Origin of the sequence: Campylobacter jejuni (assembly GCF_049221745.1) — a bacterium.
Lineage (GTDB): Bacteria > Campylobacterota > Campylobacteria > Campylobacterales > Campylobacteraceae > Campylobacter_D > Campylobacter_D jejuni_E.
In genome coordinates, this window is the sequence record NZ_JBMJAO010000002.1 from 151,408 (window position 1) to 178,115 (window position 26,708).

At 28.2% G+C, this 26,708-nt stretch carries 31 protein-coding genes and 2 pseudogenes; 28 read left to right on the forward strand and 5 right to left on the reverse strand.

Annotated elements, in window-relative coordinates:
- Positions 1 to 8: 8 nt before the first annotated feature.
- The 4 genes from ACOTU8_RS03380 to ACOTU8_RS03395 are packed head-to-tail and all read right to left on the reverse strand — an operon-like array spanning position 9 to position 2,674.
- Positions 9 to 662: a DNA/RNA non-specific endonuclease gene (locus ACOTU8_RS03380; RefSeq protein WP_422341797.1), complete on the reverse strand. Its 654-nt coding sequence runs from the start codon at positions 660 to 662 to the stop codon at positions 9 to 11.
- A gap of 19 nt (positions 663 to 681) precedes the next feature.
- Complete coding sequence (locus ACOTU8_RS03385; protein ID WP_002810124.1) at positions 682 to 1,446, reverse strand: DUF1828 domain-containing protein; 765 nt, start codon at positions 1,444 to 1,446, stop codon at positions 682 to 684.
- Positions 1,440 to 1,940 (reverse strand): DUF6978 family protein, encoded by a 501-nt coding sequence (locus tag ACOTU8_RS03390; RefSeq protein ID WP_207919331.1) that lies wholly within the window; start codon positions 1,938 to 1,940, stop codon positions 1,440 to 1,442. Before ACOTU8_RS03390 ends, ACOTU8_RS03385 begins: the two co-directional genes overlap by 7 nt.
- The gene (locus ACOTU8_RS03395; protein WP_257075359.1) at positions 1,940 to 2,674 is read right to left on the reverse strand and encodes a S24 family peptidase; all 735 of its coding nucleotides are present in this window, start codon (positions 2,672 to 2,674) and stop codon (positions 1,940 to 1,942) included. The genes ACOTU8_RS03390 and ACOTU8_RS03395 overlap by 1 nt, the downstream gene beginning before the upstream one ends.
- A 111-nt stretch (positions 2,675 to 2,785) precedes the next feature.
- On the opposite strand from ACOTU8_RS03395, the gene ACOTU8_RS03400 reads away from it, so the two are divergent.
- On the forward strand, positions 2,786 to 3,004 hold the full coding sequence (locus ACOTU8_RS03400) for a hypothetical protein (protein WP_002826741.1): 219 nt from the start codon (positions 2,786 to 2,788) through the stop codon (positions 3,002 to 3,004).
- Positions 3,005 to 3,164: 160 nt separating this feature from the next.
- Here the strand turns inward: ACOTU8_RS03400 and ACOTU8_RS03405 are convergent, their stop codons facing one another.
- Positions 3,165 to 3,530 carry a hypothetical protein gene (locus ACOTU8_RS03405; protein WP_002874369.1) on the reverse strand — a complete coding sequence of 122 codons (366 nt, stop codon included), beginning with the start codon at positions 3,528 to 3,530 and terminating at the stop codon, positions 3,165 to 3,167.
- 42 nt (positions 3,531 to 3,572) lie between these two features.
- On the opposite strand from ACOTU8_RS03405, the gene ACOTU8_RS03410 reads away from it, so the two are divergent.
- From ACOTU8_RS03410 to ACOTU8_RS03540, 27 genes and pseudogenes are all read left to right on the forward strand, one after another.
- Positions 3,573 to 4,055 carry a hypothetical protein gene (locus ACOTU8_RS03410; RefSeq protein ID WP_422341798.1) on the forward strand — a complete coding sequence of 161 codons (483 nt, stop codon included), beginning with the start codon at positions 3,573 to 3,575 and terminating at the stop codon, positions 4,053 to 4,055.
- Positions 4,043 to 4,573, forward strand: coding sequence for a hypothetical protein (locus ACOTU8_RS03415; RefSeq protein WP_422341799.1), 531 nt, complete (start codon positions 4,043 to 4,045; stop codon positions 4,571 to 4,573). Before ACOTU8_RS03410 ends, ACOTU8_RS03415 begins: the two co-directional genes overlap by 13 nt.
- A gap of 10 nt (positions 4,574 to 4,583) precedes the next feature.
- Positions 4,584 to 5,234 carry a hypothetical protein gene (locus ACOTU8_RS03420; RefSeq protein WP_422341800.1) on the forward strand — a complete coding sequence of 217 codons (651 nt, stop codon included), beginning with the start codon at positions 4,584 to 4,586 and terminating at the stop codon, positions 5,232 to 5,234.
- A gap of 17 nt (positions 5,235 to 5,251) precedes the next feature.
- The gene (locus ACOTU8_RS03425; RefSeq protein ID WP_422341801.1) at positions 5,252 to 5,632 is read left to right on the forward strand and encodes a hypothetical protein; all 381 of its coding nucleotides are present in this window, start codon (positions 5,252 to 5,254) and stop codon (positions 5,630 to 5,632) included.
- The gene (locus tag ACOTU8_RS03430) at positions 5,632 to 6,018 is read left to right on the forward strand and encodes a terminase small subunit (protein WP_002826748.1); all 387 of its coding nucleotides are present in this window, start codon (positions 5,632 to 5,634) and stop codon (positions 6,016 to 6,018) included. The genes ACOTU8_RS03425 and ACOTU8_RS03430 overlap by 1 nt, the downstream gene beginning before the upstream one ends.
- Positions 6,015 to 7,307, forward strand: coding sequence for a hypothetical protein (locus ACOTU8_RS03435; RefSeq protein ID WP_422341802.1), 1,293 nt, complete (start codon positions 6,015 to 6,017; stop codon positions 7,305 to 7,307). Before ACOTU8_RS03430 ends, ACOTU8_RS03435 begins: the two co-directional genes overlap by 4 nt.
- Positions 7,297 to 7,569: a hypothetical protein gene (locus ACOTU8_RS03440; RefSeq protein WP_002781524.1), complete on the forward strand. Its 273-nt coding sequence runs from the start codon at positions 7,297 to 7,299 to the stop codon at positions 7,567 to 7,569. Before ACOTU8_RS03435 ends, ACOTU8_RS03440 begins: the two co-directional genes overlap by 11 nt.
- Positions 7,550 to 9,088, forward strand: coding sequence for a portal protein (locus ACOTU8_RS03445; protein WP_059119423.1), 1,539 nt, complete (start codon positions 7,550 to 7,552; stop codon positions 9,086 to 9,088). Before ACOTU8_RS03440 ends, ACOTU8_RS03445 begins: the two co-directional genes overlap by 20 nt.
- On the forward strand, positions 9,081 to 9,284 hold the full coding sequence (locus ACOTU8_RS03450) for a hypothetical protein (RefSeq protein ID WP_000931940.1): 204 nt from the start codon (positions 9,081 to 9,083) through the stop codon (positions 9,282 to 9,284). The genes ACOTU8_RS03445 and ACOTU8_RS03450 overlap by 8 nt, the downstream gene beginning before the upstream one ends.
- Entirely contained in the window at positions 9,274 to 9,921 is a 648-nt protein-coding gene (locus ACOTU8_RS03455) for a hypothetical protein (protein ID WP_059119424.1), read from the forward strand. Before ACOTU8_RS03450 ends, ACOTU8_RS03455 begins: the two co-directional genes overlap by 11 nt.
- Positions 9,922 to 9,931: 10 nt before the next feature.
- Positions 9,932 to 10,312, forward strand: a complete 381-nt coding sequence (locus tag ACOTU8_RS03460; RefSeq protein WP_059119425.1) for a hypothetical protein — start codon at positions 9,932 to 9,934, stop codon at positions 10,310 to 10,312.
- A gap of 264 nt (positions 10,313 to 10,576) precedes the next feature.
- On the forward strand, positions 10,577 to 11,791 hold the full coding sequence (locus ACOTU8_RS03465; RefSeq protein ID WP_059111127.1) for a hypothetical protein: 1,215 nt from the start codon (positions 10,577 to 10,579) through the stop codon (positions 11,789 to 11,791).
- Positions 11,788 to 15,489, forward strand: a complete 3,702-nt coding sequence (locus ACOTU8_RS03470) for a PBECR2 nuclease fold domain-containing protein (RefSeq protein WP_059119427.1) — start codon at positions 11,788 to 11,790, stop codon at positions 15,487 to 15,489. The genes ACOTU8_RS03465 and ACOTU8_RS03470 overlap by 4 nt, the downstream gene beginning before the upstream one ends.
- 407 nt (positions 15,490 to 15,896) lie before the next feature.
- Positions 15,897 to 16,930, forward strand: a pseudogene (locus ACOTU8_RS03475) (SU10 major capsid protein).
- On the forward strand, positions 16,930 to 17,334 hold the full coding sequence (locus ACOTU8_RS03480; protein WP_002861675.1) for a hypothetical protein: 405 nt from the start codon (positions 16,930 to 16,932) through the stop codon (positions 17,332 to 17,334). Before ACOTU8_RS03475 ends, ACOTU8_RS03480 begins: the two are co-directional and overlap by 1 nt.
- Positions 17,315 to 17,508, forward strand: a pseudogene (locus ACOTU8_RS03485) (hypothetical protein). The gene ACOTU8_RS03480 and the pseudogene ACOTU8_RS03485 overlap by 20 nt, the downstream one beginning before the upstream one ends.
- Positions 17,509 to 17,510: 2 nt before the next feature.
- Positions 17,511 to 20,153, forward strand: coding sequence for a hypothetical protein (locus ACOTU8_RS03490; RefSeq protein ID WP_422341803.1), 2,643 nt, complete (start codon positions 17,511 to 17,513; stop codon positions 20,151 to 20,153).
- A gap of 1 nt (position 20,154) precedes the next feature.
- On the forward strand, positions 20,155 to 20,604 hold the full coding sequence (locus ACOTU8_RS03495) for a hypothetical protein (protein WP_002896804.1): 450 nt from the start codon (positions 20,155 to 20,157) through the stop codon (positions 20,602 to 20,604).
- Positions 20,605 to 20,616: 12 nt separating this feature from the next.
- Positions 20,617 to 21,252 carry a DUF4376 domain-containing protein gene (locus tag ACOTU8_RS03500; RefSeq protein ID WP_002789149.1) on the forward strand — a complete coding sequence of 212 codons (636 nt, stop codon included), beginning with the start codon at positions 20,617 to 20,619 and terminating at the stop codon, positions 21,250 to 21,252.
- Positions 21,249 to 21,632: a hypothetical protein gene (locus ACOTU8_RS03505; RefSeq protein WP_044780579.1), complete on the forward strand. Its 384-nt coding sequence runs from the start codon at positions 21,249 to 21,251 to the stop codon at positions 21,630 to 21,632. The genes ACOTU8_RS03500 and ACOTU8_RS03505 overlap by 4 nt, the downstream gene beginning before the upstream one ends.
- On the forward strand, positions 21,625 to 21,999 hold the full coding sequence (locus tag ACOTU8_RS03510; protein ID WP_011049932.1) for a DUF1353 domain-containing protein: 375 nt from the start codon (positions 21,625 to 21,627) through the stop codon (positions 21,997 to 21,999). Before ACOTU8_RS03505 ends, ACOTU8_RS03510 begins: the two co-directional genes overlap by 8 nt.
- Positions 21,996 to 23,111, forward strand: coding sequence for a hypothetical protein (locus tag ACOTU8_RS03515; RefSeq protein ID WP_422341804.1), 1,116 nt, complete (start codon positions 21,996 to 21,998; stop codon positions 23,109 to 23,111). Before ACOTU8_RS03510 ends, ACOTU8_RS03515 begins: the two co-directional genes overlap by 4 nt.
- A 13-nt stretch (positions 23,112 to 23,124) precedes the next feature.
- Positions 23,125 to 23,601 carry a DUF5675 family protein gene (locus ACOTU8_RS03520; RefSeq protein ID WP_052801400.1) on the forward strand — a complete coding sequence of 159 codons (477 nt, stop codon included), beginning with the start codon at positions 23,125 to 23,127 and terminating at the stop codon, positions 23,599 to 23,601.
- Positions 23,598 to 24,026 carry a hypothetical protein gene (locus tag ACOTU8_RS03525; RefSeq protein WP_422341805.1) on the forward strand — a complete coding sequence of 143 codons (429 nt, stop codon included), beginning with the start codon at positions 23,598 to 23,600 and terminating at the stop codon, positions 24,024 to 24,026. The genes ACOTU8_RS03520 and ACOTU8_RS03525 overlap by 4 nt, the downstream gene beginning before the upstream one ends.
- On the forward strand, positions 23,944 to 24,141 hold the full coding sequence (locus tag ACOTU8_RS03530; protein WP_002796174.1) for a hypothetical protein: 198 nt from the start codon (positions 23,944 to 23,946) through the stop codon (positions 24,139 to 24,141). The genes ACOTU8_RS03525 and ACOTU8_RS03530 overlap by 83 nt, the downstream gene beginning before the upstream one ends.
- Positions 24,134 to 24,625 carry a hypothetical protein gene (locus ACOTU8_RS03535; RefSeq protein ID WP_002861686.1) on the forward strand — a complete coding sequence of 164 codons (492 nt, stop codon included), beginning with the start codon at positions 24,134 to 24,136 and terminating at the stop codon, positions 24,623 to 24,625. The genes ACOTU8_RS03530 and ACOTU8_RS03535 overlap by 8 nt, the downstream gene beginning before the upstream one ends.
- The gene (locus ACOTU8_RS03540; RefSeq protein ID WP_422341806.1) at positions 24,625 to 26,349 is read left to right on the forward strand and encodes a hypothetical protein; all 1,725 of its coding nucleotides are present in this window, start codon (positions 24,625 to 24,627) and stop codon (positions 26,347 to 26,349) included. The genes ACOTU8_RS03535 and ACOTU8_RS03540 overlap by 1 nt, the downstream gene beginning before the upstream one ends.
- Positions 26,350 to 26,708: the final 359 nt, after the last annotated feature.

Consider the following 26,708-nt stretch of genomic DNA (forward strand, 5'->3'; position numbering starts at 1 on the left):
CAACAGGATTATATTTTATCACAATTAACCTTATATTTTTTTATATTCTCATCTTCGACTTCATGATTTGGCACTTGATAACATTCTTTAAAATTATCACCTTTTAAGATTTTAATATAAGAGCTTGGAATAGCAATTTGATTTCTTATTCTTTGTGGATTACTATCATAATTAACCAAATTTAAAACTTCTAAACTTCCAAGCTTTAAAGCTACTTGTCTTTCTCTTTTTTCAATCTTGTTCCAAACTCTTTGATTGATTTGTGGATTTTGTGGAGTAATATTACTCATTAAAAAAGTGCTTCTTTGAGCTTGAGTTGTTTTTCTCATGGAAGCATTAGAAAGAGTGTGTCCTCTGTCATAACCGCTATTTTTATAATCACTCCATGTAGTGCGGTATTTTTTAGGTATATTTGTATCATCTTCAAAGCGTGGGCGTTTTTTGATTTGTTCGCCTTTTAGATTATCTGCTTCTAATTTATAAGCTACAGCTTTAGTGCCTTTATAATTATAATCATAGCAATTTAGATAATAAAACTTATCTAAAACTTGTGAGCAGTTTTGCTTAGTAAAATACTTAGCAAAATCTTCACTTGGTTTGTATTGGCTATAATCAGCTAAGGCTAGAGTGGATAACAATGGTAAGATTATAAGTTTTTTCATTTATTACCTATTTTATAGTTTAAGCTACTAAATAATCTATATATTCTTCTTTTTTGCTCCAAAGAAATGCTTTTACATTGTGCTCATTTGAAGCATTGACTAAAGCGTCCATATTTTTACCTTCCTTATTGTTAAAAATAATAATATTATCAGCATTAGCTTTTCTTTCTTGAGGTAAATCCATAAAAGAGAATAATGTTGCCTTTAAATTGTCATTCTTTGGATTGTTGATTATTTTTATAAGCCTTTCTTTTTGTTGTGAAGATTTTGTAATTAAAAAATCAAATTTATGATTTAAATGACTTTTTCCATCCAAACTAATGTTTTCTGTGTATCTAATGAAATTTTCTTCAAAAAAATTTTTTACATCATCAAAAAAGAAACTTTGTATTTTGCCTTGAGCTAACACAAACATATCATTAACGCTTATAAGTGCTTGTATAAGATTATGTTGTTTTTTTGCAAAGTTATTTTCATTCGCACGAGTAAACAAGATATCATTATTTTTTTGAATATTAAAACCATTAAGAATTATTTCTAATTCTTTTAATCTTTTTTCTGAGTTAAAATCAAAACCGCTTAATGATAAATTTCTTAAAGTTTCTCCGCCATCACTCAACTCTATCAAATCATCTTTTTTCTCTATATAAAATAAAATATTATCATTGCTTTTATCTAAAAATGGCGTTGTAATTTCATACATATTATTTTCTATTTTGGATATATCAAAATTGCTTTTAATATAAGAAAAATAAGAATTCATAAGATTTTCTATGTTTAACAAAATAAATCACCTTTTGCAAATTTTATATTTATTATATTACAAAATTGGCAAAAATCATAGCTTTGATTTAAAAAATCATCATTTGTTTTAATATTAAATTCGTTTAAAGGGAAAGCCCATTTATCTGCATAGCTTTCGATAAAAATATGGATATGGTTTTGGTCTCTAAATCTAAATTCGCTATATTTTTCCATAAGCTCTGATAATCTTTTATCACTTGGAATTTTATTTGGATTAAATTCTGGGTTTGTATGAGAAGCGTAAAAATCAATTCTTGCTATTATATTAGTTGCATTATAACGGTATTGGTTTGTTTTTCTTTGAAATTGCACACTAGATCTTGAAATATCAAGTATAAAACTATCTTTATGATATTTATCATCATCGCATTGTAATTCTATTTTTAAAGATTTAGAATTTTCAAAACTTGGCAACATATAAGTTTGTTGTATTTTTGGATGTTTTTCGATACTTAATAATTCTTTTATATTCATCATCCCACCACTTCTATAAAATTTTTAAAGGTTTCAACAGCCATTTTTGATACTACAGCACCTAAGATCTCGCATTGTTCAAATTCGCTATTATCTACTTTTTTATCCTCGTATTTTTTATTTTCAGAAACTAAAAAAATATAATCTTCAAAAGGTTCTTTTTTAATTTTTTTGCAAAATAAATCATCATTTTTTCTAAAAATAACAATATCTGCGTTTGAAATAGTTTGAAGTGAATTTTTACTTCTATCTACAATAATAAAATCTCCATTAGATAAAATAGGTTCCATACTATCGCCATTAATTTTTATAATATCATAACTCTTCTTTATAGGTATATCTAAAATTTCTTTTAGAAAATTTTCATCAACGGAAACTATTTTCACTTCTTCACTTTGAGATGAGGTTCCAAGTCCTGCACTTGCATAAATATCTGGGAAATATCTGAAGTTAATTTGATTATCATTTCTAAAAACATCTTGCAATATCACTTCGTTAAAGGGAATATTTAATGCATTGCATAAAATTTTTATATATTGTGGTTTAGGTTTTGTTTTATTATCTTCTTTAGACATCAACCATTTTTTTATTGTTGCTTCTGAGCTTTCTATGCCATTTTTATATAAAATTTCCATCAAATCTTGATATGTAACTTTTTTATCTCTATTTTTTAAATAAAATTTAAATTTTTCAGTATCAAAATGAAAATCGAATATATCTCCATTTCTTCCCATATTCTCTCCTTTTTTAGTATAAAAATTATACACTTTTTTCAAGCAAATAATGTTCCATAATTAGAAACATAATTAAATATTTATTAAGTTTCTTTATTTTATACTTTCATTATGAAAAAAATAGATTTTTTTGATTTTACAAAAATATTGAGTAATCACTATACGGTTATTAGTGTTAAAAAGATTAGAACAAATAAATCACGCCCAAGTTTCAAAAAACAAATAGAGTTTAAAAAACTCTACGGAATACCTCATGAATTTTGGGTGGATGTTCGTAGCAATCTTATAAACATACCTAAGCGTGGGAGAAAGCGAAAGGATAGAGAATGAAAGTGATTGAACTAAAGGTTAAAAAATGGCTTTTATAGCGGGATTTTCAATAGGTTTTTTAGTTTATTTTTTAATTTGGAAAATCTTTTAGGATGATTAATGCTTGATAGGGTATTTGAAATAATAGGATTATTTATTTTTACTTTGATGATGTTGCATTTTAGACTGTTTCTAGTGGCTGGTATTTCGGCTGGGATTTTAATATCTTGCATTTATCATTATCTAAAACGCATTTTTTATCACGGTAGTGAGGACAAATAATGTATTTAAATTTATCTTTTTTAAAAACCATTTCAAAAGGAGTTTTTTTTGTAACTAATTTATATCCTAAGTTAGGATATAGTCTTTTTGTCAAATCGTTTTCTAGCTTCATATCTTTAATACAAACTCTTTTTAGTTTTTGTTTTTTAGTTAAATATAAAAACAAAGGACGGATACTTAAACCAAATAAAACACCTATTAAAAAATATAACAAATTTTCTAAAGTGGCGGTTTTTAGCATTTCGGATAAGAAAGAATTAAACATAAAAAGCCTTTTTAATTTAAATTATAACATAAAGGAGTGTTAGTGATACCAAGTTTTATAGCAAGTTTTGATGTAGCTTTGGGGCGTAAAAGCCTAAGAGAGAGAAAAGGCTATTTGAAATTATCAAACACTATAGCTTATGGCGGTCTTAGCGTTGATGCTTTAGCATTGTATATTCAATTAGCAAAGCTTAGTGAAAAAACGATTGTAAGTGAGATCTATCTAAGAGAGTTTATAAAAGTTAAAAATAATCAAAGAATGAGTTTAAATAGACTAAGAATTGCTAAAAAAGAATTAATTGAACTCAGACTTTTAGAAATTAAAAAGGTTAGGAATGGCTCTTTAAATTTTTATGAGTGGATTTTAAAAGATGAAAATTATCAAGTTAAAAAGCATTTTAACAAATCTTTATCTTTGCTTAAAAACAGTGATGAAAAGCTAAGCAAAACTCTTAAAAATAACACTTCATCAATCGACAGAAAATTAACTACTGAAAACGAAAAAAAGAGAATTTGCATTATATAGAAACACACACGCACGCACGTGATAATAAATTTATAAATAATATAAATATTAATAATAATAAATTTATAAAAAAAGAGAATTTAGAAAATTTAAAAAATAATCAAGAAAAGAAAGAACGCGTTTCTAATCAAAACGCCTCTTTTGTGACGAGCTTTATTGATTTTAGCAAAAAGGAGTTAGAGAAAATGGCAAAAAAAGAGTTTAAAGTCCCAAATGCAAATGAACTCATGAGACAAATAATAGCTTTTAATGAGAAAAATGGCACAAACTTTGGTGAAGAGTTGGCTAATGATTTTATAGGCTATTGGGATGCTAGGGAATGGAAAAGAAATGGAAAAAGAATGTCAAGTGTGGCAGGAAGTCTTTATACATGGCTTAAATACGCTAAAGAAAATGAAGCAAGAAAAAATCAGCGTTTTAACAGAAAAAAAGAAGCCAATCCTAGTGTGGTTGATAGCTTGATGGAGTATTACGGAATGAAAGATGAGAACAAAAACAAGCTCTTAGGATGCTTTTAAGGAGTAAAAAATGCAAGAAAAAATACAAATTTTAATGGACTTATTGGAAATTAATAAGGCTCAAGCAACTGATATTGTAGGTAGATATTTGCAAGATGCAAAGGATATTCATGCTTTCTTAGATTTTTATTTCGAAACTTTAGAAAGAGAGAATATCGTAGGGACAACCTATGAGAAATTAAGAAGAGTTTGCAAAAGAGCTGAAATCGAGTTTAAAAAGCGTTTTGAAGACAAAGAAATTTTTTTAGAATGGTTAAAAAATAAATATAAAAATAGTCCATTTTTTAGATTGCTTGAAAGTGATTTTAAATACTCATATGTTTGTCATGATGGACAAGGTAATCTTTGTAAAAAATTAGCAAAATCAATTAATATGTTGGTTTGTCTAAATAATTTTGGAGAATTAACCTACGAAGATGGAGAAGTGCTAAAAAATAACGAATTTAAACACGCTTTAATAGATTTTATATTTAAAAATCAAGAGCGTATCGGAAAAGATACACATATAAATACTTCTTATAAGATAAAAGGATATAAATCTTTAAGTTATGAAGAAGAATATAGCAATTTTAAGAATGAGCAGAAAAAAATTTTTGAGGAGAATCAAGCAGAATTTCAAAAGAAGATAAAAGTCAAAATGGCTTTTAGAAATATAAGCTAATTTTAAGAAAGCCTGAAATGGAAAAGTATATTTTAAAAATTGATTTGATTAACAATCCTATTCCTTATAAAAGAACTACGCAAAGATCTAAATTTGCATGTAAAGATTATCTTAAATATTTAGATTTTAAAAAACTCTTGCAAATGGAGTTTAGAAGACAAAATAATATTAGCTGTTTTCAAGCCTTTGATAAGCAAAAGAAATATGAGTTTTCTTTAAAAATAGGATTTAACAGCAAAAGGCATGGCGATGGGGACAATATCGTAAAATGCGTGTTAGATGCGTTATTTGAAAACGATAAGAATGTTTTAAAAGGCGATTATGAGATTATTAGTTTTAAAAAATCTTTTTTAGATTTAGAAATCAAAGAATTTAATTTTAAAGAAGGGGTGGCTTAATGGCTAGAATGATGACAAATGGCAAAAGTATGACAAAAGAAGAGCTTGTTTCAAAAATAGAGAGTTATTTTAATGAAAGAGTTGTCTTAAAAGAAACTAAGGAGAGTATTATTTTTGCACCTAAAACAAAAGTGGGATTAGCTGTGTATTTAGGAATTACAATGCAAACCTTAGGCGAGTGGGAGAAGGATAAGGATTTCGGAGAAATTGTATCTCAAGCTAAGCAAAAATGTGAAATGGATATTTTAAACCATTCCTTAATCGGCACTTATACCCCAAGTGTTAGTATGTTCTTACTAAAAAATCAGCATGGATACGTTGATAAGCAAGAAGTTGTCAGCGATAATGTTCAAAAAATTGAAATCATAAGAAGTGAAATTAAATGAATTTAAAAATCGATTTTTCTTACACTCCAGCACAACTTAAAGTTTTTGATGATAAAAATCCACGCTTTATAACTGTAGCAAAGGGCAGAAGACTTGGTTTTACAAGGGGAAGTGCTAAGTTTGTTATCGAAAACTTGCTTTTAGGACAAAATGTTTTATGGGTGGATACCATACAAGCAAATTTACAAAATTATTACGAGTTATATTTTACACCTGAGTTAAAAAACTTGCCAAAAGATTTTTACTCATGGAGTGTGCAAGACAAGAAACTAATTATTAATGGAGCAGTGCTTCATATGAGAAGTGCTGAAAGAAGTGAAAATATCGAAGGTTTTGGATATGACCTTGTTATCTTAAACGAAGCAGGAATTATTTTAAAAGGTAGTAAAGGAGAGTATCTTTGGTATAACGCCATACGCCCTATGTTGCTTGATAACCCTAAATCAAGAGCGATTATCGGTGGAGTTCCTAAAGGAAAAAATCTATTTTATGAACTTTGCAAAAAAGAATTAAGTGATAAGAATTGGAAACATTTTCAATTCTCAAGCTATGATAATCCATTTTTAAAAGAAGAGCAAATTAAAGAATTAATTGAAGAAGTAGGCGGAGAAGGTAGTGAAGTTGTCAAGCAAGAAATTTATGGCGAGTTTATAGATAGCTCGAGTGCTGAATTATTTTCTCTAAGTGAAATTGAAAATGCGATGAGCAAGAACTCTTTTAGTATTGAAAAAATGCAAGGCGAGAATATTTGGGGGCTTGATGTAGCAAGATATGGAGATGATAAGAGTGTTCTTGCAAAAAGAAAAGGTTTTGTAATTGATGAGATTAAAAAATACTCACAACTTGGAACTATTGAGCTTTCAAACAAAATATTAGCCGAATATAACCAAAGTGAAGATAAGCCTAAAGGAATTTTTATAGATACTTGCGGACTTGGTGTAGGTGTATATGATGTTTTATTAAATTATGGTTTGCCTGTATTAGAGGCAAATTCTGCAAATTCTGCAACAAGTAATGAATACTTAAATAAAAGAGCACAAATGTATTTTACTTTTGCCAAAAATTTAAAACATATGGAGCTTTTTAAAGATGAAGAATTAAAAAAAGATATGAGAATGATTGAGTATGAATATAGCGACAAGGGGCTTTTAAAGATAGTCTCAAAAGAGTATTTAAAAAAGAATTATGGCAAAAGTCCTGATGTTAGCGATGCGGTTGCATTAACCTTTTTTGAAAAACTATACAGTAGAAACAATACTAATGAAGATTGGAGTTATGATGGCTGGTGAGTTTTTAATGATCTATGATGCAATTGATGTAAACAAAATAAAAAAGCTTTCAAATTTAAGCGATGAGGCTATAAAGTCAAGTCTTGCAAATGAATTTTTAGAGCTTGTGTCAGGGTTTAATAATATTTCTAAAAAGAAATTTAAAAGAGAATTTGCGGAGTTTTTATTTGAAAAAGGAGTGAATGAAAAAGATATTTTAAAAATAACAAATTTAAGCAAAACAACAATATGGAGAATTATGAATGAAAACAAAAAGAACTAATGATGAGAGAGTGTCGTTTTTAACACAACTCATTAGCGAAAGTAAAAGTGGATATGAAAATTACAAACCACACTTTAAAGAGTTGCAAGATGCTTATTTGCTTGAAAATAAGGTAATGCAAAAATTGAGAAAAAGAAATAAATCAAGTATCTACATACCAAAAATAAACGCTAAGGTAAAGTATTTAATCACTAGCTTAAATGATGTGTATTTTAATAGTGAGAGAATGGCAGATATTGAAACTTACATTAATAGCGATGATACGATTATAGAGCTATGGCAGAATGCAATTGATTTTTATAGTGGTAAAATCAATATGTTTAAGATTTTTCAACCGCTTTTCTTAGATGTTTTACTTGTGGGAACAAGTATAGCCAAGGTTACTTGGCATAAAGGAATGCCACGCATTGAAAGAGTAGATATTGATAGTATTTATTTTGATCCAAATGCATTAAATAGCGAGGATGTAGGATATATAGTCAATGAAATTTACCTAACCTATAATCAAATCCATGAAAGACAAAAGCTAGGTTTTTATAAAAAAATTGAAATTAAAAAGCTTTTTGATGAAGATGATGAGTATAAAAAAGTAAAGCTTTATGATATTTATGAAAGAAAAAACGATGATGAGTGGGTGGTTTCTACCTTATTTGAAAATAATTTACTTAGAAATGAAGTTACTTTGCAAGATGGACAGCCTTTTATCTGGGGTTCAATGCTACCACAACTTAAAAAGATAGATAACGAAAACTATGTAAGTGCTTATGGCGAGCCTATAATGGCTTCTGCTATGCCTTTGCAAGATGAAATTAATATAACTAGAAATCTTTTAATAGATGCAGTAAGAACTCATATCATGCCTAAAATAATGATGCCAAAATCAATGGGAGTAAGCAGAGAAGATATAGAAACCTTAGGAAAACCAATATATACAGACGATCCAAAGGGTGTGCAAATATTACCACCACCAAATGTAAATAGTGCGGGAATGAATTTACAGCTTTTAGAAAGCGAACTCACAGAAGTTACAGGAGTTAGTCCACAAAACAATGGAGCTCAAACTGCACAAAATGAAACAGCAACAGAAATTAGCATAAAAGCACAAGAAGGCGGAAGAAGAAGTGCTGACTATATAAGACAGTATAACGAAACTTTTATAGAGCCTTTATTTGATAGATTTGCAATGCTTGTTTTTAAGTATGGAGAAGATAGTTTTTTTAATGGTTTTCAAAGAGAGGATATACCTAGTTTTAGATTTAAAATTCAAACCGGCACAGGTGCCATGAATAAAGAAATTAGACGTGCAGGAATTCAAGCTAGTATGCAAGTTTTTTCACAATTATATCAAATGTATATGAGCATAGGCGATGCAAATTCTGCTTATGGGATTATAAATGCTAGCAAAGAACTTACTAAAGAATTATTACCAATTTTAGGTGTAAAGAATGTAAATAGTTTATTTGCTTTTGAAAATAATGAAGATATTAATCCACAAATGCAAGGAGAAGCTAATGCTTAATATTGAAATTAAAAGTGATATATCTAAAACTAAAGGAGGAAAGAAATTAATAGATTTTATCAAAGCAAAATATAGCGAATGTTTTTATATAGCAAAAAATAACGATGAGAAAGAGTTAAGGTTAAAAGCTTTAGATACTATGGCTTTTTTAGACATAATAATCAATAAAATAAAGGATGAAGAAGATGGAAAATGATGCTTTAAAAGATTTAATAAATGCCATAACAGATGATGATAAAGGACAAGTTGCTAATAATGGCGACGAACCTACGAAAGTAGAAGATAATGAACCTATGCCGGTTGATAATGAGAACGAGCCTGATTATAAGGCGATGTTTGAAGCTTATAAAAGTGAAAATGACAACAAATTAAATGCTTTAATGAGTGAGCTTGAAGCTTTAAAAAATCCAAAAAAAGAGCCAAGCGAACAAGAATTACAAAGAGAGCAGTATTTAAAAGAATTAGGACTTGATGGACTTGATGAGAAATTAAAAAGGCTTGAAGAGCTTGATAAAAAGCAAAAAGACAAAGAAGAGCAAGATGCACTAATCGCTAAATACGCACAAGTAGAAAGCGAGTTAAGAAAAGCCTATCCTGATGCGGATTTAAAGGCTATGGCAGAACTTGCAACAAAATTAAATGGTTTAGGCGAAGGTAATATTGACAGCTGGAAAACCTTACTAAATTTGGTCGGAAAATCAAATAATGCTAAAAAAGCTGAAGATTTATCAAGTGCAAATAATAATGTAAGAACTAGTGATTTTAACGATAAGTTAAAAAAAGGCGAAGTTAGCGAGATAGATCTAGGTAAAGAATTATTAAGTTTAGTATAAAGGAGAAATTATGGATTTTATAACAGCTTTAAAAGGTGGTACGGGATTAGGATCTAGCTTTGCAGATACTTTGATGAAAACAAGCAATTTCACTCCAAATTTAGCAAGTAGTAGTAGTGGTTTTTTAAATGGATTAAAAAATTCTTTTAGTAATTTTGGAGATTGGTTATTTAAAAGTAGCGATACAAATAAAGTAACTAATTTTGATAGATTAGGAAATGTTTTAGGCGGTGCTGGTGCTTTATATGGTGCTTATAATCAGCAAAAGATGGCACAAAAGAATTATGAGCTACAAAAAGATGCTTATAACTTCAATAAGTATCTAGCTAATGAAGAATTAAATAGAAGAAAGAATATGGAAAATAAACTTCAAAATGTTTGGAGTAATTAAATAAATTTGGATTTAAGGAGTTTGTTTTAAAGGGTAAATCTTAACCCCTTGTATAAGGGGCTTTGTTTATTGATTGTTAATTTGCATTGACAACAATAATACAAAGTAGTATAATAACTATTAAGATTTGTAGCATCTTATTTCACCGCCTTTCTAGGTGGTAATTTAGTGCTAAGGGTGGCGACCCTTGGCACCACACCTTTTAAAATTATACACAAACTTCCTTAAATCCTTTATTTTAAAAGAAAGAATAAAGGAAACAAAATGGCATTTTATAACCCACAAAGAGTAGTATTTAATCCTGATACAGGCGTTATACAAAACGCAGGAAAAGTCGGTGGTGTCTTATATGACATCATGAGCAAAAGTTTTGATGATAAAGTTAAAGCTAATGAGTTTCAGCAAGAGCAAGATTTAAGAAAGCAACAAATGGAATTTAATCAGGCTATGCAAAATAATCAGCTTTTGCAAAATGAGAGAAACTTTGATTATCAAAAAGAAAGAGCAAATATAGCAGATCAGCAATGGCAAATGAATTATAACCAAAGAGCTAGACAATATGCCATGCAAAATGCTTTAAGACAGCAAGCAATAAATGCTAATAAGGCTTACAAGGATTTAAATTATCAAAAAGGATTATTAGAACTACAAAAATTACAAAATGAGATAAATACAAAACAAAAAGAGCAAGATTTATTAAATGGAGTTTTTAGTAATAGTCAAGGTTTTGATAGTCAAAACAATGCAAATTTACAAAACAATACAAGATATAAAGCAGATGCTCAGTTTTTAGATTTAGCAAGTAAACAAGGTAAAACATATGATACAACCCATGGTTTTTGGAATGGAGCTATAGAGCGTGGTTTTGGTGGATGGGGAAGTCAAAGCACAGATTTAAATGATGCAAGTGATTTATTCTTAAAAAGAATGCAAAGTGATTTATTAAGGGGTGGTAAAAATGCTAAATGGAATTTAGAGAATATACAAGCCAATTTCCCTATTAATGGTTATACTATGGAAGCAAATAATCAAAGGGTAGCTCAAGCATTAGCAGGAGAATGGTTAGCAGAAGCTCCAAACTCTTTTAAAATGGAATTAGCAGAAAGACTAGGAAACGCAAAAACAAATATTGAGAAACAAAGTGCTATAGAAGATTATAAAAATAATATGGATTTTTATAACAATTATGCTCCAAAGGTAAAAGCTTTTTATTGGGATGAAAAATACTCAAAACCTAGTAAAAATGCAGTAATTATAGGTAATTCAACAACTAATCAAAATATACAAAATGATTTAGCCAAAAATACATTAGAAGTGCAAAATCAAAATACACCAAAATTACATAGCGTTAGTTTTAATGGAATTAATGCTCAAATATCAGAGCCTGATGCTAATGGTAATGTAATATTAGTTAATCAAGCAGGTAGAAAAATGCAAGTTAGCATAGAAGAATTAAAAAAACAAGGATTAATACAATGAATATAAGAGAATTTTTATTAGAAAAACCACAAGAAAATAACATTATTTCATTTTTGCAAGATGGAGCAAGTCAAAGTGAAAATCAAAATACAAGTGAATATTTATCAAATTTAAAAAATGAAGTAATAAATGATTTTTATAAAAATAAAGATAAATATGCTAAAGAATATGAAAAATATAATTTCAAAGACCAAAATTTAACAAATCCTATGGGAAATATTAGTGAATATAAAAGGGATTTATATGATTATAATAAAAATCCATCCATGAATGCTGATGATTTAAGTAATTATATTTTAGATAAGCAATCTAAATTTAATGCCTCTAAACCTATTTTTGCTGATGATAATGAAGTAGTAAGAAAAAGTAATCAGTTTATGAGAGATTTAGGCGATGAGTTGCAAAAATCAGGGCGTGGAAGATTATTGCAAGATGATGATGGATCTTATTGGGTGCAAGATAATAATGGAAATTATTCTAAAGTGCAAGGTAGCACTATGGGTGATTTATATCGTGGATTAAGAGATAATGGTGCTAGTATGGCTTTAGGAACAGCAGGTGCAATTGGCGGTACAATGCTAGGTGGCGGAGTTGGTATGGTTGCAGGTGGTGCATTAGGTGCATCTTTAGGGGCAGGATATGATTACTACGGAAATACAAAAGATACAAATCAAGATATGAATTTAAAAGAAGCTCTTATGCTTATGGGTGAAAATGCTGGACTTTCTTTAATAGGAGATGCAGCTTTTGCAGGAGTTGCCAAAGGAGCAAGAGCTTTAAAAAATACCTATAATATGGCAAAAACAGGTGCACAAGCTGGTAAAGATATGATAGATGGCATGGCAGTAAAAGGTGGTAATTTAAAAGAAAATATAGGGGATAAGCTTAGAAAAATAAGCCCTAGCATTTTAAATGATTTGGCTTCACAAGGTAGCGAAACTTCAAAAGCTTATGCAAGAGAGCTAATAGAAAGCGGAAATAGAAATTATGATGATATATTGCAAAAATCAAGAGCTATGCCTTTAGAAGTTAATCAAGGAAATGCATTAGTTGATGGAGTGGCAAGCAAAATAAAAGATTTCTCAAATACTGCAAAAAATGGTTTTGTAAAAAATACAGCAGACAACGTAACTAATTCACTAAATAATATTAGTAAAAATATAGGCTCAAAAGAAGCAGCACTGAATCAACAAGATCTTATTAATCTTTCTTTTATGAATGATGATTTAGCTAATATGGCAAGAAGTGTTTTAGCAAATGATCCTAAAATGGCAAATAAGGTTGCAAACTCTTTACACTTACAAGATGAGGCTATATTAAAAGAGTTAAATTTAAATAATGCTTCTAAGGCTGATGAGCTTTATGCTTTAAGAGATGCTAGAGCAAAAAGAGCTTATGATGAATTTGGAAAAGGACTTGATAAACTAGATGAGCTTAATCCAAATGGTGTAAAAGTAGATAAGCAAACCATAGATGATATAGTTTTAAACTCAAGTGTTTATAGTGAAAGCACGCCAGCTATGATAAAAAATTTTATTCATGAAGTAAAAAGCGGTGCATTAGATGGTAAAAGCGTTAAAGAGATTTACGATAGAATTGATGCTATAGGCAATAAAATAAAAGAAAGCTCAAGTTACAACTATAAAGATTTTTTAAATAGCTTAAAAGACGCATTTTTAGAAAATATAGTAAAAAGTGCTGATAATCCCCAAGAAGCAAAAGAGATTTTAACCAAGATTAGAAAAGATTATGCAGATTTTAAAGTATATGATAAAAGTAAATTAGGAAAAAAACTAGAAGGAAGTGAAAAAGAGATATCAAAAGATATAGATAAAATACTTAATGAAACTAATCCAAAAAAGAATTATGAAGCTATAACAAAAGGACTTAATGATGATGAGATTAAAGTTTTAGATAATCAAATAATAACTAGAGCTTTAGAAAAAAATAAAGTAAATATAGGAGATGCCAATAATCCCAAATTTGCAGTAAATTATAAAGCGGTCATGGATAATTTTGAAAACTTTAAACCAAAAAGCAAATCAGGACAAGAGAAGATTGAAGTTTTAAAAACAATAGGTGATTTACGTACTAACTTTGAAACTGTAATAGATGGTATTTTAAATTCAAAAGCAAAAGAACTAGGACATGGAATAAGTACAAATTTCATAGAAAGAGCTAAAACAATGCTTGTTAATAATTTCACTGATTATATAGCTTTTTATTTTATGAGATTATGGGAAGTTGGCAAAAGAGCTGGAACAAGAATACAAATGCGAAGGGGGTTTAGCAATATAAATAATTTAAAAGATTTTGATAGATCGGCTAAAGAATTTATAGAAAGTATTAAAGATAAAACACTCAAAGAAGAAGCACAAGAGGCTAGAAAAGAATTTAATTCAAAAGTTAAAGATTTAATCAAAGGCGACAACTTCTTCATGGGTAAAGCTGATCCTAAAGACAATTCTTTAAGATTTATAGGCAAAAATGGCAAAGAGTATACTATAAATAAAGATGTTAGAAATGAATGGATGAAAACTTTCAATCTTAAAAATATCGATGATGAATATATCCCTAATATACCAAAAGAAGCAAAGATAGCTTTAAAAGATAGAGAAATAAAACTTACAAAAGGAAGTTTACTAAAGCTGATTGAAAAAGATAGAATTAAATACATACCACATATCAAAGAAACTTTAGAAAGCCCACAGGCAATCTTAAAAGATAAAGATGATTTTATTTTTATTAAAAATATAGATAATCAAACTTATTTTACAAGTATAGGTAAAGACTATGAAACGCACTTGACTATAATTAGCAATTCACCAAAGAAACAAAATAATATAAAAAATAAAATGAAAAATGCTGAAGTAGTGTATTATAATAATGCGAGAGCCTTACCGACATCTAGGGCATCTTCAGAGACAAAGCAAGTGTCGTTCTCTAACGAAAATTCTACCCAAACTAAGCCTAAAACAAACTTAATGGATGATATAAAAAAGAATATTAAGGCAAAAGAAGTAAAGAAAAAGAATAAAAAAAGCGTAAAACAAAGTCTTGATGAAAAAATACAAAATGATAAAAAGGCTAGTGAAGATATTCTAAAAAGATATGATAATTTTCTAAAAGAGAATAAAGATTATAATTTTGATTTTTTAGATAATATGAATTTAAATACTGTTGAATACAACTTAACTAGACAGATGATAATCAATGCCAAAGAAAGCACAAATAAAGGTGTAAAAAAAGATATTCCAAGTGCTTTAAGGGGTAAAATAGAAAAAGAATTAAACATACAACCTTTAAAAGAATTTGGCGAAAATTATGCAGAATATTATCACGATGGAAAAGGTGCTTTACAAAAACTACTCATTGAAAAACAAGGACAGGTAGCAGGTGCTTTTCATAGAAAAGATTTAGGGGATATTGATTTGGTTTGGGGAGATGGAAACTTTGGATTAAGTCATATTGTCAATCGAAGAGAAGAAGATTTCATTAAACAAGGGTTAAATAAAATAGAAGCAAAAAATAAAGCTTTAAATTTTATAAAAGAAATAGAAAATATTATAAATAATGGAAATGTAAAAAAAGGTAATAATAGAGCTTTTATTGATGTTAAGAATAGTAGAGTTATGGTAGCACTTGATTATAAAGGTAAAGATAAAAAGTGGATTATAACTGCATATAATTTTTATTAATATATCGCCCCTAGCTTAGCCGATACGCACTAAAGCTAGGCTTAATACTGACACTTTAAGCGTGAGTAGTGTCAATGGCGATTATCAATTATAGCATAAATTCATGTAATTATTTTTTAAAATATAAAAGATAATTGAAAAGGAGATAAGACAAATACATGGATAGTTGCAAACTATGAATTACAATAAGAGAAGTGAAAGTTTATATACATCTTTCGCAATTGTAAAGGGCGAGATTCTGCCCTTAAGCTCTTAATCAAAATTCTAATAAACAAAACTAAAAACAAAAATAAATTAGTTTTAATTTGTCTTGTTTTTAAAAATATCTAATTTATTTCAAAACACACTATATTTGAAATAGTCATTTTTGGAAAAATCCTTAAAACTAAACTAAGGAGAATTCAAAAATGGCTTTACCTTCAATGGGACATACCTTACCCGCAACGGAAAATGTTAAATTAAAACAATCAATATACGAAACGATTATTAAAATCGGAGCTACTGAAACACCAATTTTAAATAAAATAGGTACTTCAAAGGTTACAAATCCTTTAACTCATAGTTGGATTACTGATACTTTTGAAGAACCAAAAAAGAATGCAAATTTAGAGTTAAGTAAATTTGTAGGTGAAACAAAAAACACAGCTCAAAAAACTACAAATGCTACTCAAATATTCATTACCGAAGCCATGGTATCAAAAGCTTTATTAAAAGCAAATCAATATGGTGGTAATGAAATGGAGTATCAAATAGGCAAAAAAACCAAAGAACATAAAATGGATATGGAATATGCTTTATTTGGTCTAGGCAGAGATAGTGATGTAAAAAAATCAGTTTTCAAAGATTATGTTCAAGCACAAGAAGCAACAAGTGGAGAAATGGCTGGACTTTTTCATTATATCGCTAAAGGAAAAGATAGCTTTGCTGATGGAAAGCGTGGAAATGTATTAGCTTTTGATGAAACAGGAGATTGGAGCGGAACTGCAACAGAACTAACAGAAGATAAACTTAATCAAATTTTGCAAACCATTTGGAATAGCGGAGTTACGCCTAAAGATGTCTTTTTAGGAGCTGACTTAAAAGGAGCTATTAACAAATTTGCTACAAGAATTTTAGGCAATGAAACAAAACTAGCAGGACAAGTAGTAAGCCTTGAAACAGATTTGGAACGGTAAATTTCCATATGCATAGATTATTAAGCCCTAAATATGGTTTGGGTGATGTTTTAATTGCTGGAGATTTTGAGTATATGAAACATGGGCTTTATATTCCTACTATGATTGAAGATGTTCCAACTGATATTACTGCAAAAGCAAAAAGATTTTATACGCAAAGCACTTTAGAAGTAAGAAATGCTGATGCTTTTGCTATAGGAGTGGGATTAACTAGTGGAAATAATGCAAAGGCTAAAGCGGTTTTAAAAGCAGCAAAAGGTGCATAATGCTTTGTGCTACGGCTAAAAAACTCATTATCGCTAAAGTTAAAAATTCTTACAAAATGATAGAAGATGATGAAGTTTTGAAAGCCTATTTTATGGAAGCATTTTATTATATTTTATCAAAATGTGTTCCTAGCGTTCTTTTAAAAAATGTAGAGCAAGGCGAAAAAGTTTTTAGGCAAGTTAGGAATAATCATTTTTTGATTATTCCTGATGAGCCTGATTTTGACAATGAAAAAGAACATTTAATGATAGATGAAACACTTAGTTTTGCTGTGATTAATTATGTTTGTTATTTGATTACAAGATGCGAAGAAAAAGACTTTCTGGCATTATGTGACAAGATAATTTATGAGTATATAGCTAATGATGGCAAGGAGCTTGATGATGAAAGAACATGGTTGTAATTGTAATTTCACAAAAAAATTTAATAGAGCTTTGAGTTATAAAGACTATGTGCAAAGTATAAATAGTGCTGATTTTATAGCTTATTTAGATGATAAAAATGGCTTTTAGCCATGGATGATCTGCTTTTCTTTTGTGAAAAGAGAATTAAAGATAGTGATTATTATGAAGGTTAAAAATGGGAACAAGCTTAAATGAATTAAAAACAGGTAGAGAAAAACTTGAAATCATAAATCAAGTTTTAGCTAGAATAAACAGCATTTCAGAAGCAATAGACAATACAAGACTTGATGAAGTTGTAGGCTTAAAACAAGCTTGCGAATCTTTAAAAAATGAATGTTTAAAATTTAAAAATGATATTGTAGATAAAAATGATGATATTTTAAGCAAATATGATGATATTAATAAAAAATATTCAAATATAAGTGAAAAATACAACAATGTAAATGCAAAATTTGATTATATTAAAGAAGCGTATGAAGATTTTTCTTTAAATAAACAAGAAATACAAAACATTAAAGATTTTTTAGAAAATAATACAGAAGAATTTGAGAATTTAAAAAAAGATATACAGAAATATGAAGAAATAAAATTTAATTTAGATAATTATATTAATGAAATTAAACAAAATAAAGATTTTGTAAAAGAATATTTTGATTTGAACACAAAAATTAAAGATGAAATTTTAAGTGAACTTAATCATGCTTTAGAAATTGTAGATAGCTTACATTTAAATGTTGATGAATTAAAAGAAATAAAACCTGAATTAATAAGTATTAAAAAAGAAGTAAAAGATTTAGCAAATGAAGCAAAATTAGTAGTAAGTGAAGCAAGCGAAATTATAAAAAATAAAATTAACACTATATTCTTTGAAAACCAAAGATTAAATCAAGAAATGATAGATAGTGTTAAAAAGCTAGAAGAAATTAAATTTGATATTGGAGTTAAATATAAAGAAATAGCTAGTGCATATGAACTACTTTTAGAAAGCAAGCAAAATATAGAAGATTTAAGAGAAGTTATAGCTTTATATAAAGAATTTGAAAATGATATAACATCTTATTCCCAAATTATAAAAGATTTTAAAAGTAAAATAGAAAATTTAGAACGAGATTTAAAATCACAGTCTGAAAGTATCTACTCTTCTTTAAATGATAAACAAAATGAAATATTAAAAAAATTAAATGAAGTAAAAAATGAAGCTTTAGTTAAATTTGATGAACTTACAGCAAAATGTGAAGGGTATAAAATACATTTTGAGCAAAGTTATGATAGGTTTAATCAAAGAGCTTTGATAGCTAATGAAGATTTAGGTAGGTTAGCTGAAGTTGCTAAAAAAGAACTAGGTAATGATAAGTTAATTTATGAAACAGAATTAAAAGTTTTAGCTGAAGAAACAATAAAACAAATGGAAGAAATGCTCAAAGGTTTAAGTGATGAAAGAAATGAAGTCACAGAGGTTTTTGAAACTCAAAAGAAAGAATTTACTACTCTTGTAGATACTTCTAAAGTTATGATTGACAACTTAAATCATATTTTTAATGCGAATTATCAAGCAAAGAAAAATGAGTTTAGTATTATTTTTAATGAAAAATTGCATAGTTTAAACGAGAATAAGCAAGATTTTTTAAATGAGCTTGTGAGCGCAAAAGAAAACGGACTCAATAAAATAAATGAAACAAAAGAGCAAAGCCTTAATGAAATAATCCAAACAAAAGAACAAGGACTTAATGAGCTTGAAACTAAAAAAGGTGAGTGCATAGATGAGATTGACAATCAAGCAAGAATCTATGATATAAGTGGTGTTAAGGCTAATGTTGAATATCTTCTTTCTTTGCTTAATGAGAAAGATGATGGTAAAGATGATGGAATTAAAGATGAAATTGCAAATATAGAGCAAGGTATAAAAGATAAAGAACAAGAGCTTGAAGAGATAAAAAAGCAAATTGAAGAAGCTTTAAACAATAATGATGAATTAAAGCAAAAAAATGAGGAATTAAAGGAAATTAAAAATCAAATCGATGAGGCTTTAAGTCAAGAACCACCTGCTGATACAAGCGAACTTGAAGAGAGAAAAGAAGAACTTGAAAATCAAATTGCTGAGCTTGAAAAAGAGATTGCTGGTGAATTAATTAACAAAAAAGAGGAAAATGAAAAAGAACTTGAAGAAGCTAATCAAAACTTAGAGGACAAAAACAATGAGTTAGAGCAAAATGAAAAAGATAAAAAGCTAATTACACAAAAAGTATTAGATATAACTATTAAAACTTTAGAAGCACTTATAGATACAAAAGTAAGTTTAAATGGCGATGAAGAGATAAATGGAAATAAAACTTTTGCTAATCCTATTTTAGTAAAAGTAGATCCAACTAATGATAACCATTTAACAAATAAAATCTATGTAGATACCGCTTTAAATACAAAAGCAAATTTAAATGGAGATAATATATTTAATGGCACAAATATTTTTAATAAGGCATTAACTTCTCCAATCGATCCAACAAATGATAATCACTTAACTAGAAAATGGTATGTAGATTATGGTGGTGGAATTAAAAATCTTGGCACAACTGGCAGTATAAATCTAGATTTAAGACAAGCTCAACATTTTATTTTAACAGCAAATGCAGGAACAAGCATAGGAATAGCTAATTTTGGAGGAGTAGGAAAAAGCGGAACAATAACCATAAATAATTGTCAAAATGTAGTAGCTTTTAATGCCCCTTTTAAATTTAGAATAGCTCAAAGTGGATTTAGTAGCACTGAAACTTTTGCTTATTTTTGCATAGCTTCGAATAATGTAAGATTAGTAAGGACTTAAAATGAATTGTCTCCTTCTTTCTAATAATGGTATAGCACTAAATTTACCTCCATCTTTAGGAGGCTCGGTTGCAAATTATAATTATATGTTAAAGCTAGACATGATTTATAAACAAGCAGTGGTATTGCCATCAAATATTAATAATAAAGAAGTGGTTATGTTAGGCGAAGTTTGGACGACTGGAAATATGTCTAATAAAACTTCTGGAAATACTTTAGAAATAACTTGGAATAATTTTAATTCAAAAGTAACACTACATGCTTTAAGTAAATATTACACTGCCAATGCAAAAATCAAAGTAGAGAAAAAATTCAATTTTGGAAATATAAATAACTTACAAATAATACTAAGTTCTTGGCAAAGCGGTAGTGCAAATGCAAGTGCTGGTTGGAACTTAAATGATGGGGATAGATTAAACCCAAGAGCAAATTTAACATTATACTGGAATTAAGAAAGGGTAAATATGTTTTATGATTTAAAAAATAAAAGTTTAAAATATGATGATATTTTTTTAAAAGATGTAAAAATACAAAACGAAGAAGGTGAAATTGATGCACAAGATACTTATTTTTTAAGTGCTTGCGATGATAAGCTTTTAAAAGAGCTTGGTTTTGCTAAAGTTAAAGAAGAAGAAATCCCAAGTTTTAATGAAAAAATTGAAGAACTTCGCCAAATTCAAACTTATGATGAAGAAAATAATCTTTATATTATTTCTTATGAGATTAAAGAAAAAGCATTAGAAGAGTTAAAAGAATTAAAATTAGAAGAACTAAAAGCTATAAAAGAAGAAAAGCTTTTGTTTATGCCTTTTAAAAATACTATATTTCAAATTGACACGGAAGCAAAAATTAATATTAGCGGAAAAGTTAGCGAGATAATGTTAGCAAATCTCAATAATACTCCTTTGGAAAATATTGCTTGGATTGATAAAGATAATAAAATCATTACATTTAACAAAGAAGAATTTTTAGAATTTGGGGTTGGTATCGCTAAATATACTGAAAGTATTATTTTTAAAAATGATGAACTAAGAAATAAAGTGAAAAATGCCACATCTTTAGAAGAATTAAATTTAATTGCATGGGAGAGTGAAAAATGAGTACTGAAAATATAATAAAAGAAGGTGCTATACTCGGTTCTTTAAGTGGATCTGCATTATTAGGATTGATGGTTTTTGTCTTAGCTGGGATTGCATGGCATTTATATAAAACTTTACATAAAGAAGCTGGGGAAAGAACAAAAGAACTTATAAGTGAAACCAAAAATACTAATGCTCTTATTAGGGAACAAATTGCAGTATCCAGAGCAAGTAGCGATAGTTTGGTTAAATTTATAGAAACACATTGCTCAAAAACCAATGACAAGCTAGAAGCTATAGAAACAGATCTTATGAGAATGGATGAAAGGCTTGTTAAGCTTACTCAAATAAGAAATGATGAATTAAGAAGTATTTTTAAAAAAAAGGAAAACAATGACTAAAACAGAATTAAAAAGGGTTTGTGTAAAGCCATACGATAAGGACAGGTTTGAAGTGATACAAGATTATGAGTTTATTTTACCAAATTACAAAGGCATTGTACCACAAGGCTTTAAAACTGATGGAGCGAGTATCCCACGCCTTTTTTGGTCTTTGTTTCCACCTTTTAAAAGTGAGTATTTTAGTGCTTGTGTAGTGCATGATTTTTTATGTGAAAAAGCAAAATCAAGAAAAGATTACAAACTTGCTGATCTTGTTTTAAAAGAAGCAATGCAAGCTTTAGAAATAAATAAATTTAAGATTTTTGTTTTTTATTGCTCTTGTAATTTATTTCATCAGATCAAATGTTTAATAAAGGGGATAAGATGAGTTTAGAACAGGTTATAAATACTCAAAATGAAAGTTTAAATCAAATTATAAGTAGTTTACAAGAATTAGTTTTAAGTTATAAAAATGGTAATTTGAGTTTAGAAGATGTTAAAAAATTAATTAACGAAACTATTGAAAATATATCAAATGATTATATAAAAGAAAGCGAGCTAAAAGAAAAACTAGAAGCCTTGCTAGAAGAACTTAATATCAATGCAAATATCAATGAAGAGAGTTTAAAAGAAGTTGTATTAAAAGTTGTTTTAGAAAATAAAGAAAGTTTAAAAGGCGATAAAGGCGAAGATGGTGATAAAATTAGCGATGAAAAATTAAGGCAAACCTTAGAAAAAGTTTCTAAACCCTTGCTTGAAGAAAGTTTTCATCAAGTAGGAAATACCATAAATAACACTTTAAGTATTGTTTCAAATGCTTTAGAAAAAAATGCTTTGCTTTGCAATATCACAAACACACCTCCACCAGAACAAACACAAACAAATAATGGTTATAAAAAAGGATTTATTTGGATAGACAATTCAAAAACTCCAAACGATATTTATGTAAGTGATTTTACCTCGTGGATTAAAGTAGAGCTTAGCAAAGAACCAGAAGTAAATAGACTTAGATTAACAGTACAAACAGCCTTACGAGGTGGATCTGTTTGCTTAAGTGATGTTAGATTAATAAAGGAAAATAAAACTGCTATTTATGCTAAAAATATTCAAATAGACAAAGAAAACAAATCAGCCACAGGCTTATATGATATAGATGGAAAAGAATATGAAGTAAGAATAAGTTCTACAATCAATGCTGACTATGGCGATTACGATTTAATTACGGGTGGTTATATTTGTGGAACAAACTTAGCGGTTTTAACACCTTATGAATACATTTTAGATTTTGATAAACCTTTACCAAAAAATATCATCGGTATTGCTGCAAAACCAACAGGTTATTCTCAAAATTTTTCAAGTTATTTAAATATTGAAGCCTATGTTTCTTCTATAGGAAAACCTTTATTTAGCTTAAATTTTACAAATTCATATTATAGCGATGCAATAGCAAGAGATTATACTTTAAATATTAGAGATGGAAGTGAGATAACTTTAAATTAAAAAAGGAGAAAAAATGAAAATAACAATTAATAGAAGATACACAGGTAAAACTTGTGTTATTGGGAAATTTAAGGTTTTAGATGATGAAGAAAAAATTCTTTTTGAATGCTTTTCTTTGGAAAGAAAAGAAGAAGGACTTGAAAGTGGTAAAAATTTAAGAATTCCTGCTGGAGTTTATGATTTGAAAAGACATATAAATTCTAGTTTTAATGATAAAGGAAAAAAAGAAGTTGCAGGAGTTATTGTATTAAAAGAAGATGATAGCGTTTTAAATATTTATAATAATGATGTGGATTTTGAAAGACATATTTTAATCCATTGGGGAAACACTTATAAAGATACAAAAGGTTGTATCTTGCTGGGGCTTACTAAAGATAATAATAATGAAAGTGTCGGTCAAAGCAGACTAGCTTGTAAAGAATTTTATGATTTGATGTATGGTAAAAATCTTGAAGACATTAAATTAGAAATAACAAATGAGTTAGCATGAGTTCTATATTTTCATATATCCTAGGAGATAAAAAACTTTATATTACTTTAGTACTTATGACAATTTTAGCAGGGTATTTTTATCTAAGACTTGATAGCACTCAAGCAAAATTAGAAAAAAGTCAAAGTAATTTAGCTTTGGCTTTAAAAATAAATGAAAATAATCAAGAAAAATTAAAAGAATTAAATCAAATTCATAAAACAGAATTAAAGGCTTTAAATGAAGCAAACAATCAAAAAAATCAAGTACAAGAAAGGGTGCAATATGTTAAAGAATACATTTATAAAAGCAATGAAAATAATATTACCAAGCTTTTTAACGATGTCGTTGATAGGTTGTGGGATGCAAACTCAACAAGTAGTAACCAAAATAGAAATTCAAAAAGTAAGAATTCCGCAAGAACTACTAACATTAAGCCCCCTTGAAAAGCCAAAGGCAAAAAATGAACTAGATATTTTAAATGCTTATTCTATGCTTTTTTACAAATACAAACAGTGTGAAATTCAGATAAGCAAAATAAAGGAGCTAAATAATGAGTAATACAAATGTTGATTACAACAAAAGACTTGAAGCATTTAAAGAAATTTATCCGCAAATTTTAGAAATGAGTTTAGCAGAAAAATCTCCATTTGGAGAATTTAAAAAGCTTTTAGAACAATTTGGAAACGATAATGTTATAAGAAATGACCAACAATTTCAAAGCTTGGCACAAGCGTTGGTAAGTGTTGGACAAACCATAGTGGCTCAAAGTCAAAATACAGCTTTATCCATGATTTTACAAGGCGATGAAAACGAGCTTAACGCTGAAAAAGCTTTACTTTTAAGAGCTCAAACAGAAACAGAAAAAGCAAAACCTGCATTAATAGCTAGACAAACTTCACAGATAGATGATAATTTAAGAATAGAAGCTGCAAAAGTTACACAGAGTGTTCAATTTGGATATTGTACCGGTGGTCTTGATATACCACAAGAAATTATGAAGCTTGTTAAAGAAAAGATAGAAAATATAGAAAAGTCTTCATAATGCTTATAGATGAAAAAAGGCTTATGAGAAATTATACTCTTAAGCCTGCTTATCCATCAAACATAGGAGAATTGGATACACAAGAAGTATATAAACAATGGTTTACCTATGCTATGATAGGTGTAAATAAATATGTTGAGCTTTTACATAAACAACTTGTAAGAAAAGGTAGAAGTCAAATTCAAAATATAAACCATCCGCTATTTAAAAATTCGTATATAGTGAAAAAATATAACATTAAAAGTTCTAGCACTGCACCTTATAATAAGGAAAACTATAATGATTTAGGACTTAACCAATTTTTCGTAGGGCAAGATCCATACAAACCTTATCAGGGAGATCCTAGTAGTGAAAATGGAATATATCATGATATTTGCGAAATAAGAACTAATTATAATTTAGGAAGTATGCAGTATTATTATGGTTTTCCAAATAATTTAGCTCTTTTATTTGAAAAAGAAAAAGCTTGGAAATATAATGGAAAAGGATTTTTTTATATTGATGAAAAAATAAATTTCAAAGATATATTAAATAAGGCATTGGAAAATATAAATTATGAAATGCTTATAAATGATATAGAAGTAGTTATTTTTTCTCAAACCATCCAAAAAAATAATGAATGGATATATCCTAGTATTGATGATATTAAAATACCAGAAATTAAAGTAGAAAATGTTGAATTTAAACCAACTTTTGGAAAACCTTATAAAAAATTATGCATTGATGTTGAAAAATTTTATAATGATTTTAAAGAATTAAATAAAAATATATTTAGAATCGAAAAAGTAGAAATAACCTATAATGTATATGAGAAAGCACAAAAAACTAGAGAGAGTGATCCGAGTAAAATATATTATACTTTAACAAGCAAAAAGATATCTTTTTTTGAAGTATTTAACTCAATAAAAGAAAATTATAAATGCAAATATGCAACTCCTTTATGTTTTTATAATGGGTTTAATTTAGTTTGTTATGAAGAGCCTTATGTTGCTTATTCTTACCTCAATAATCAAAGCTTTGGAAAAAAAGATACAAGTGTTACGCCAAGCGTATATCCGTTATATAGAAAAAGTTCAAATTTGCCTTATGGGCGTAGAGATAGATGGTTTGCATTATGGGATAGTTTTTATTATCTTTATGTATACGAAAAATCAAGCAAAGGAATTTTAAGCTTTTTGGCACCTATTGTTACTATTATTTTGGCTGTAGCTACTTGGTGGATTGGCGGACAAGGTGCATGGCTAGGAACATTGATAGGAGTGAGTGAGAATGTAGCTGCGGGTATCACACTAGGAATTAGCTTAGGTTTAGCCGTGGGTTCACTTACTGGAAATAAATTATTTTCAATTCTTAATGCTGTTTGGGGTTTGGTTAATTTTTTAGGTGCTTGGGGTGCTAATAATTGGAATTTAGCTGCAGATTTTACAAAAAATACAGCACAAGCAGCACAAGAAATGTCAACTTTTGAATCAACTTTAAATATTATTGGAAATTTGCTAAGCGGCGCGAGTAAAATTTATGATGTTGTTCAAAGCATTACAGCAGATACTCCTGATATGATAAATGAGCAAAGCGATGATTTTGATAATGAAGGTGGAAATGGAAGTGAAGCTTTGGAACTAGCAAAAGATGCAATCAATCCAACAATATGGTATAATTTTGAAACTGCAGATATATTAAATGAAAAAATAGAAAAGAAAGAAAAACCTATTTTTATATTTTAAAAAGTTATTGACCTATCTATTGACTTTGTAAAAATATATAAAATAATTATATGTAAATATAGGTAATATATCTATATTATTCAAATCTCCCCTTCGCAACCAGTTATACTTCTTTTAGCTTTTTTCATTTTTTTTACTTCTTTTTAATTGTCTTAAAATAATTTAAAATAATTACATTATTAATCTTAACCGAGTTTTTGAAATAATTTAAAAGAATGATTGCAATCTAAAAAGAGTTTAACAACCTTAAACATCCATCCCAATAATTTTAAAATTATCAGGATGAAATTTTTAACAAGTAGGAGAGTAAACTAAATTAAACTAAGTATTATCTTTTTTGATATTACCAAAGATAATTA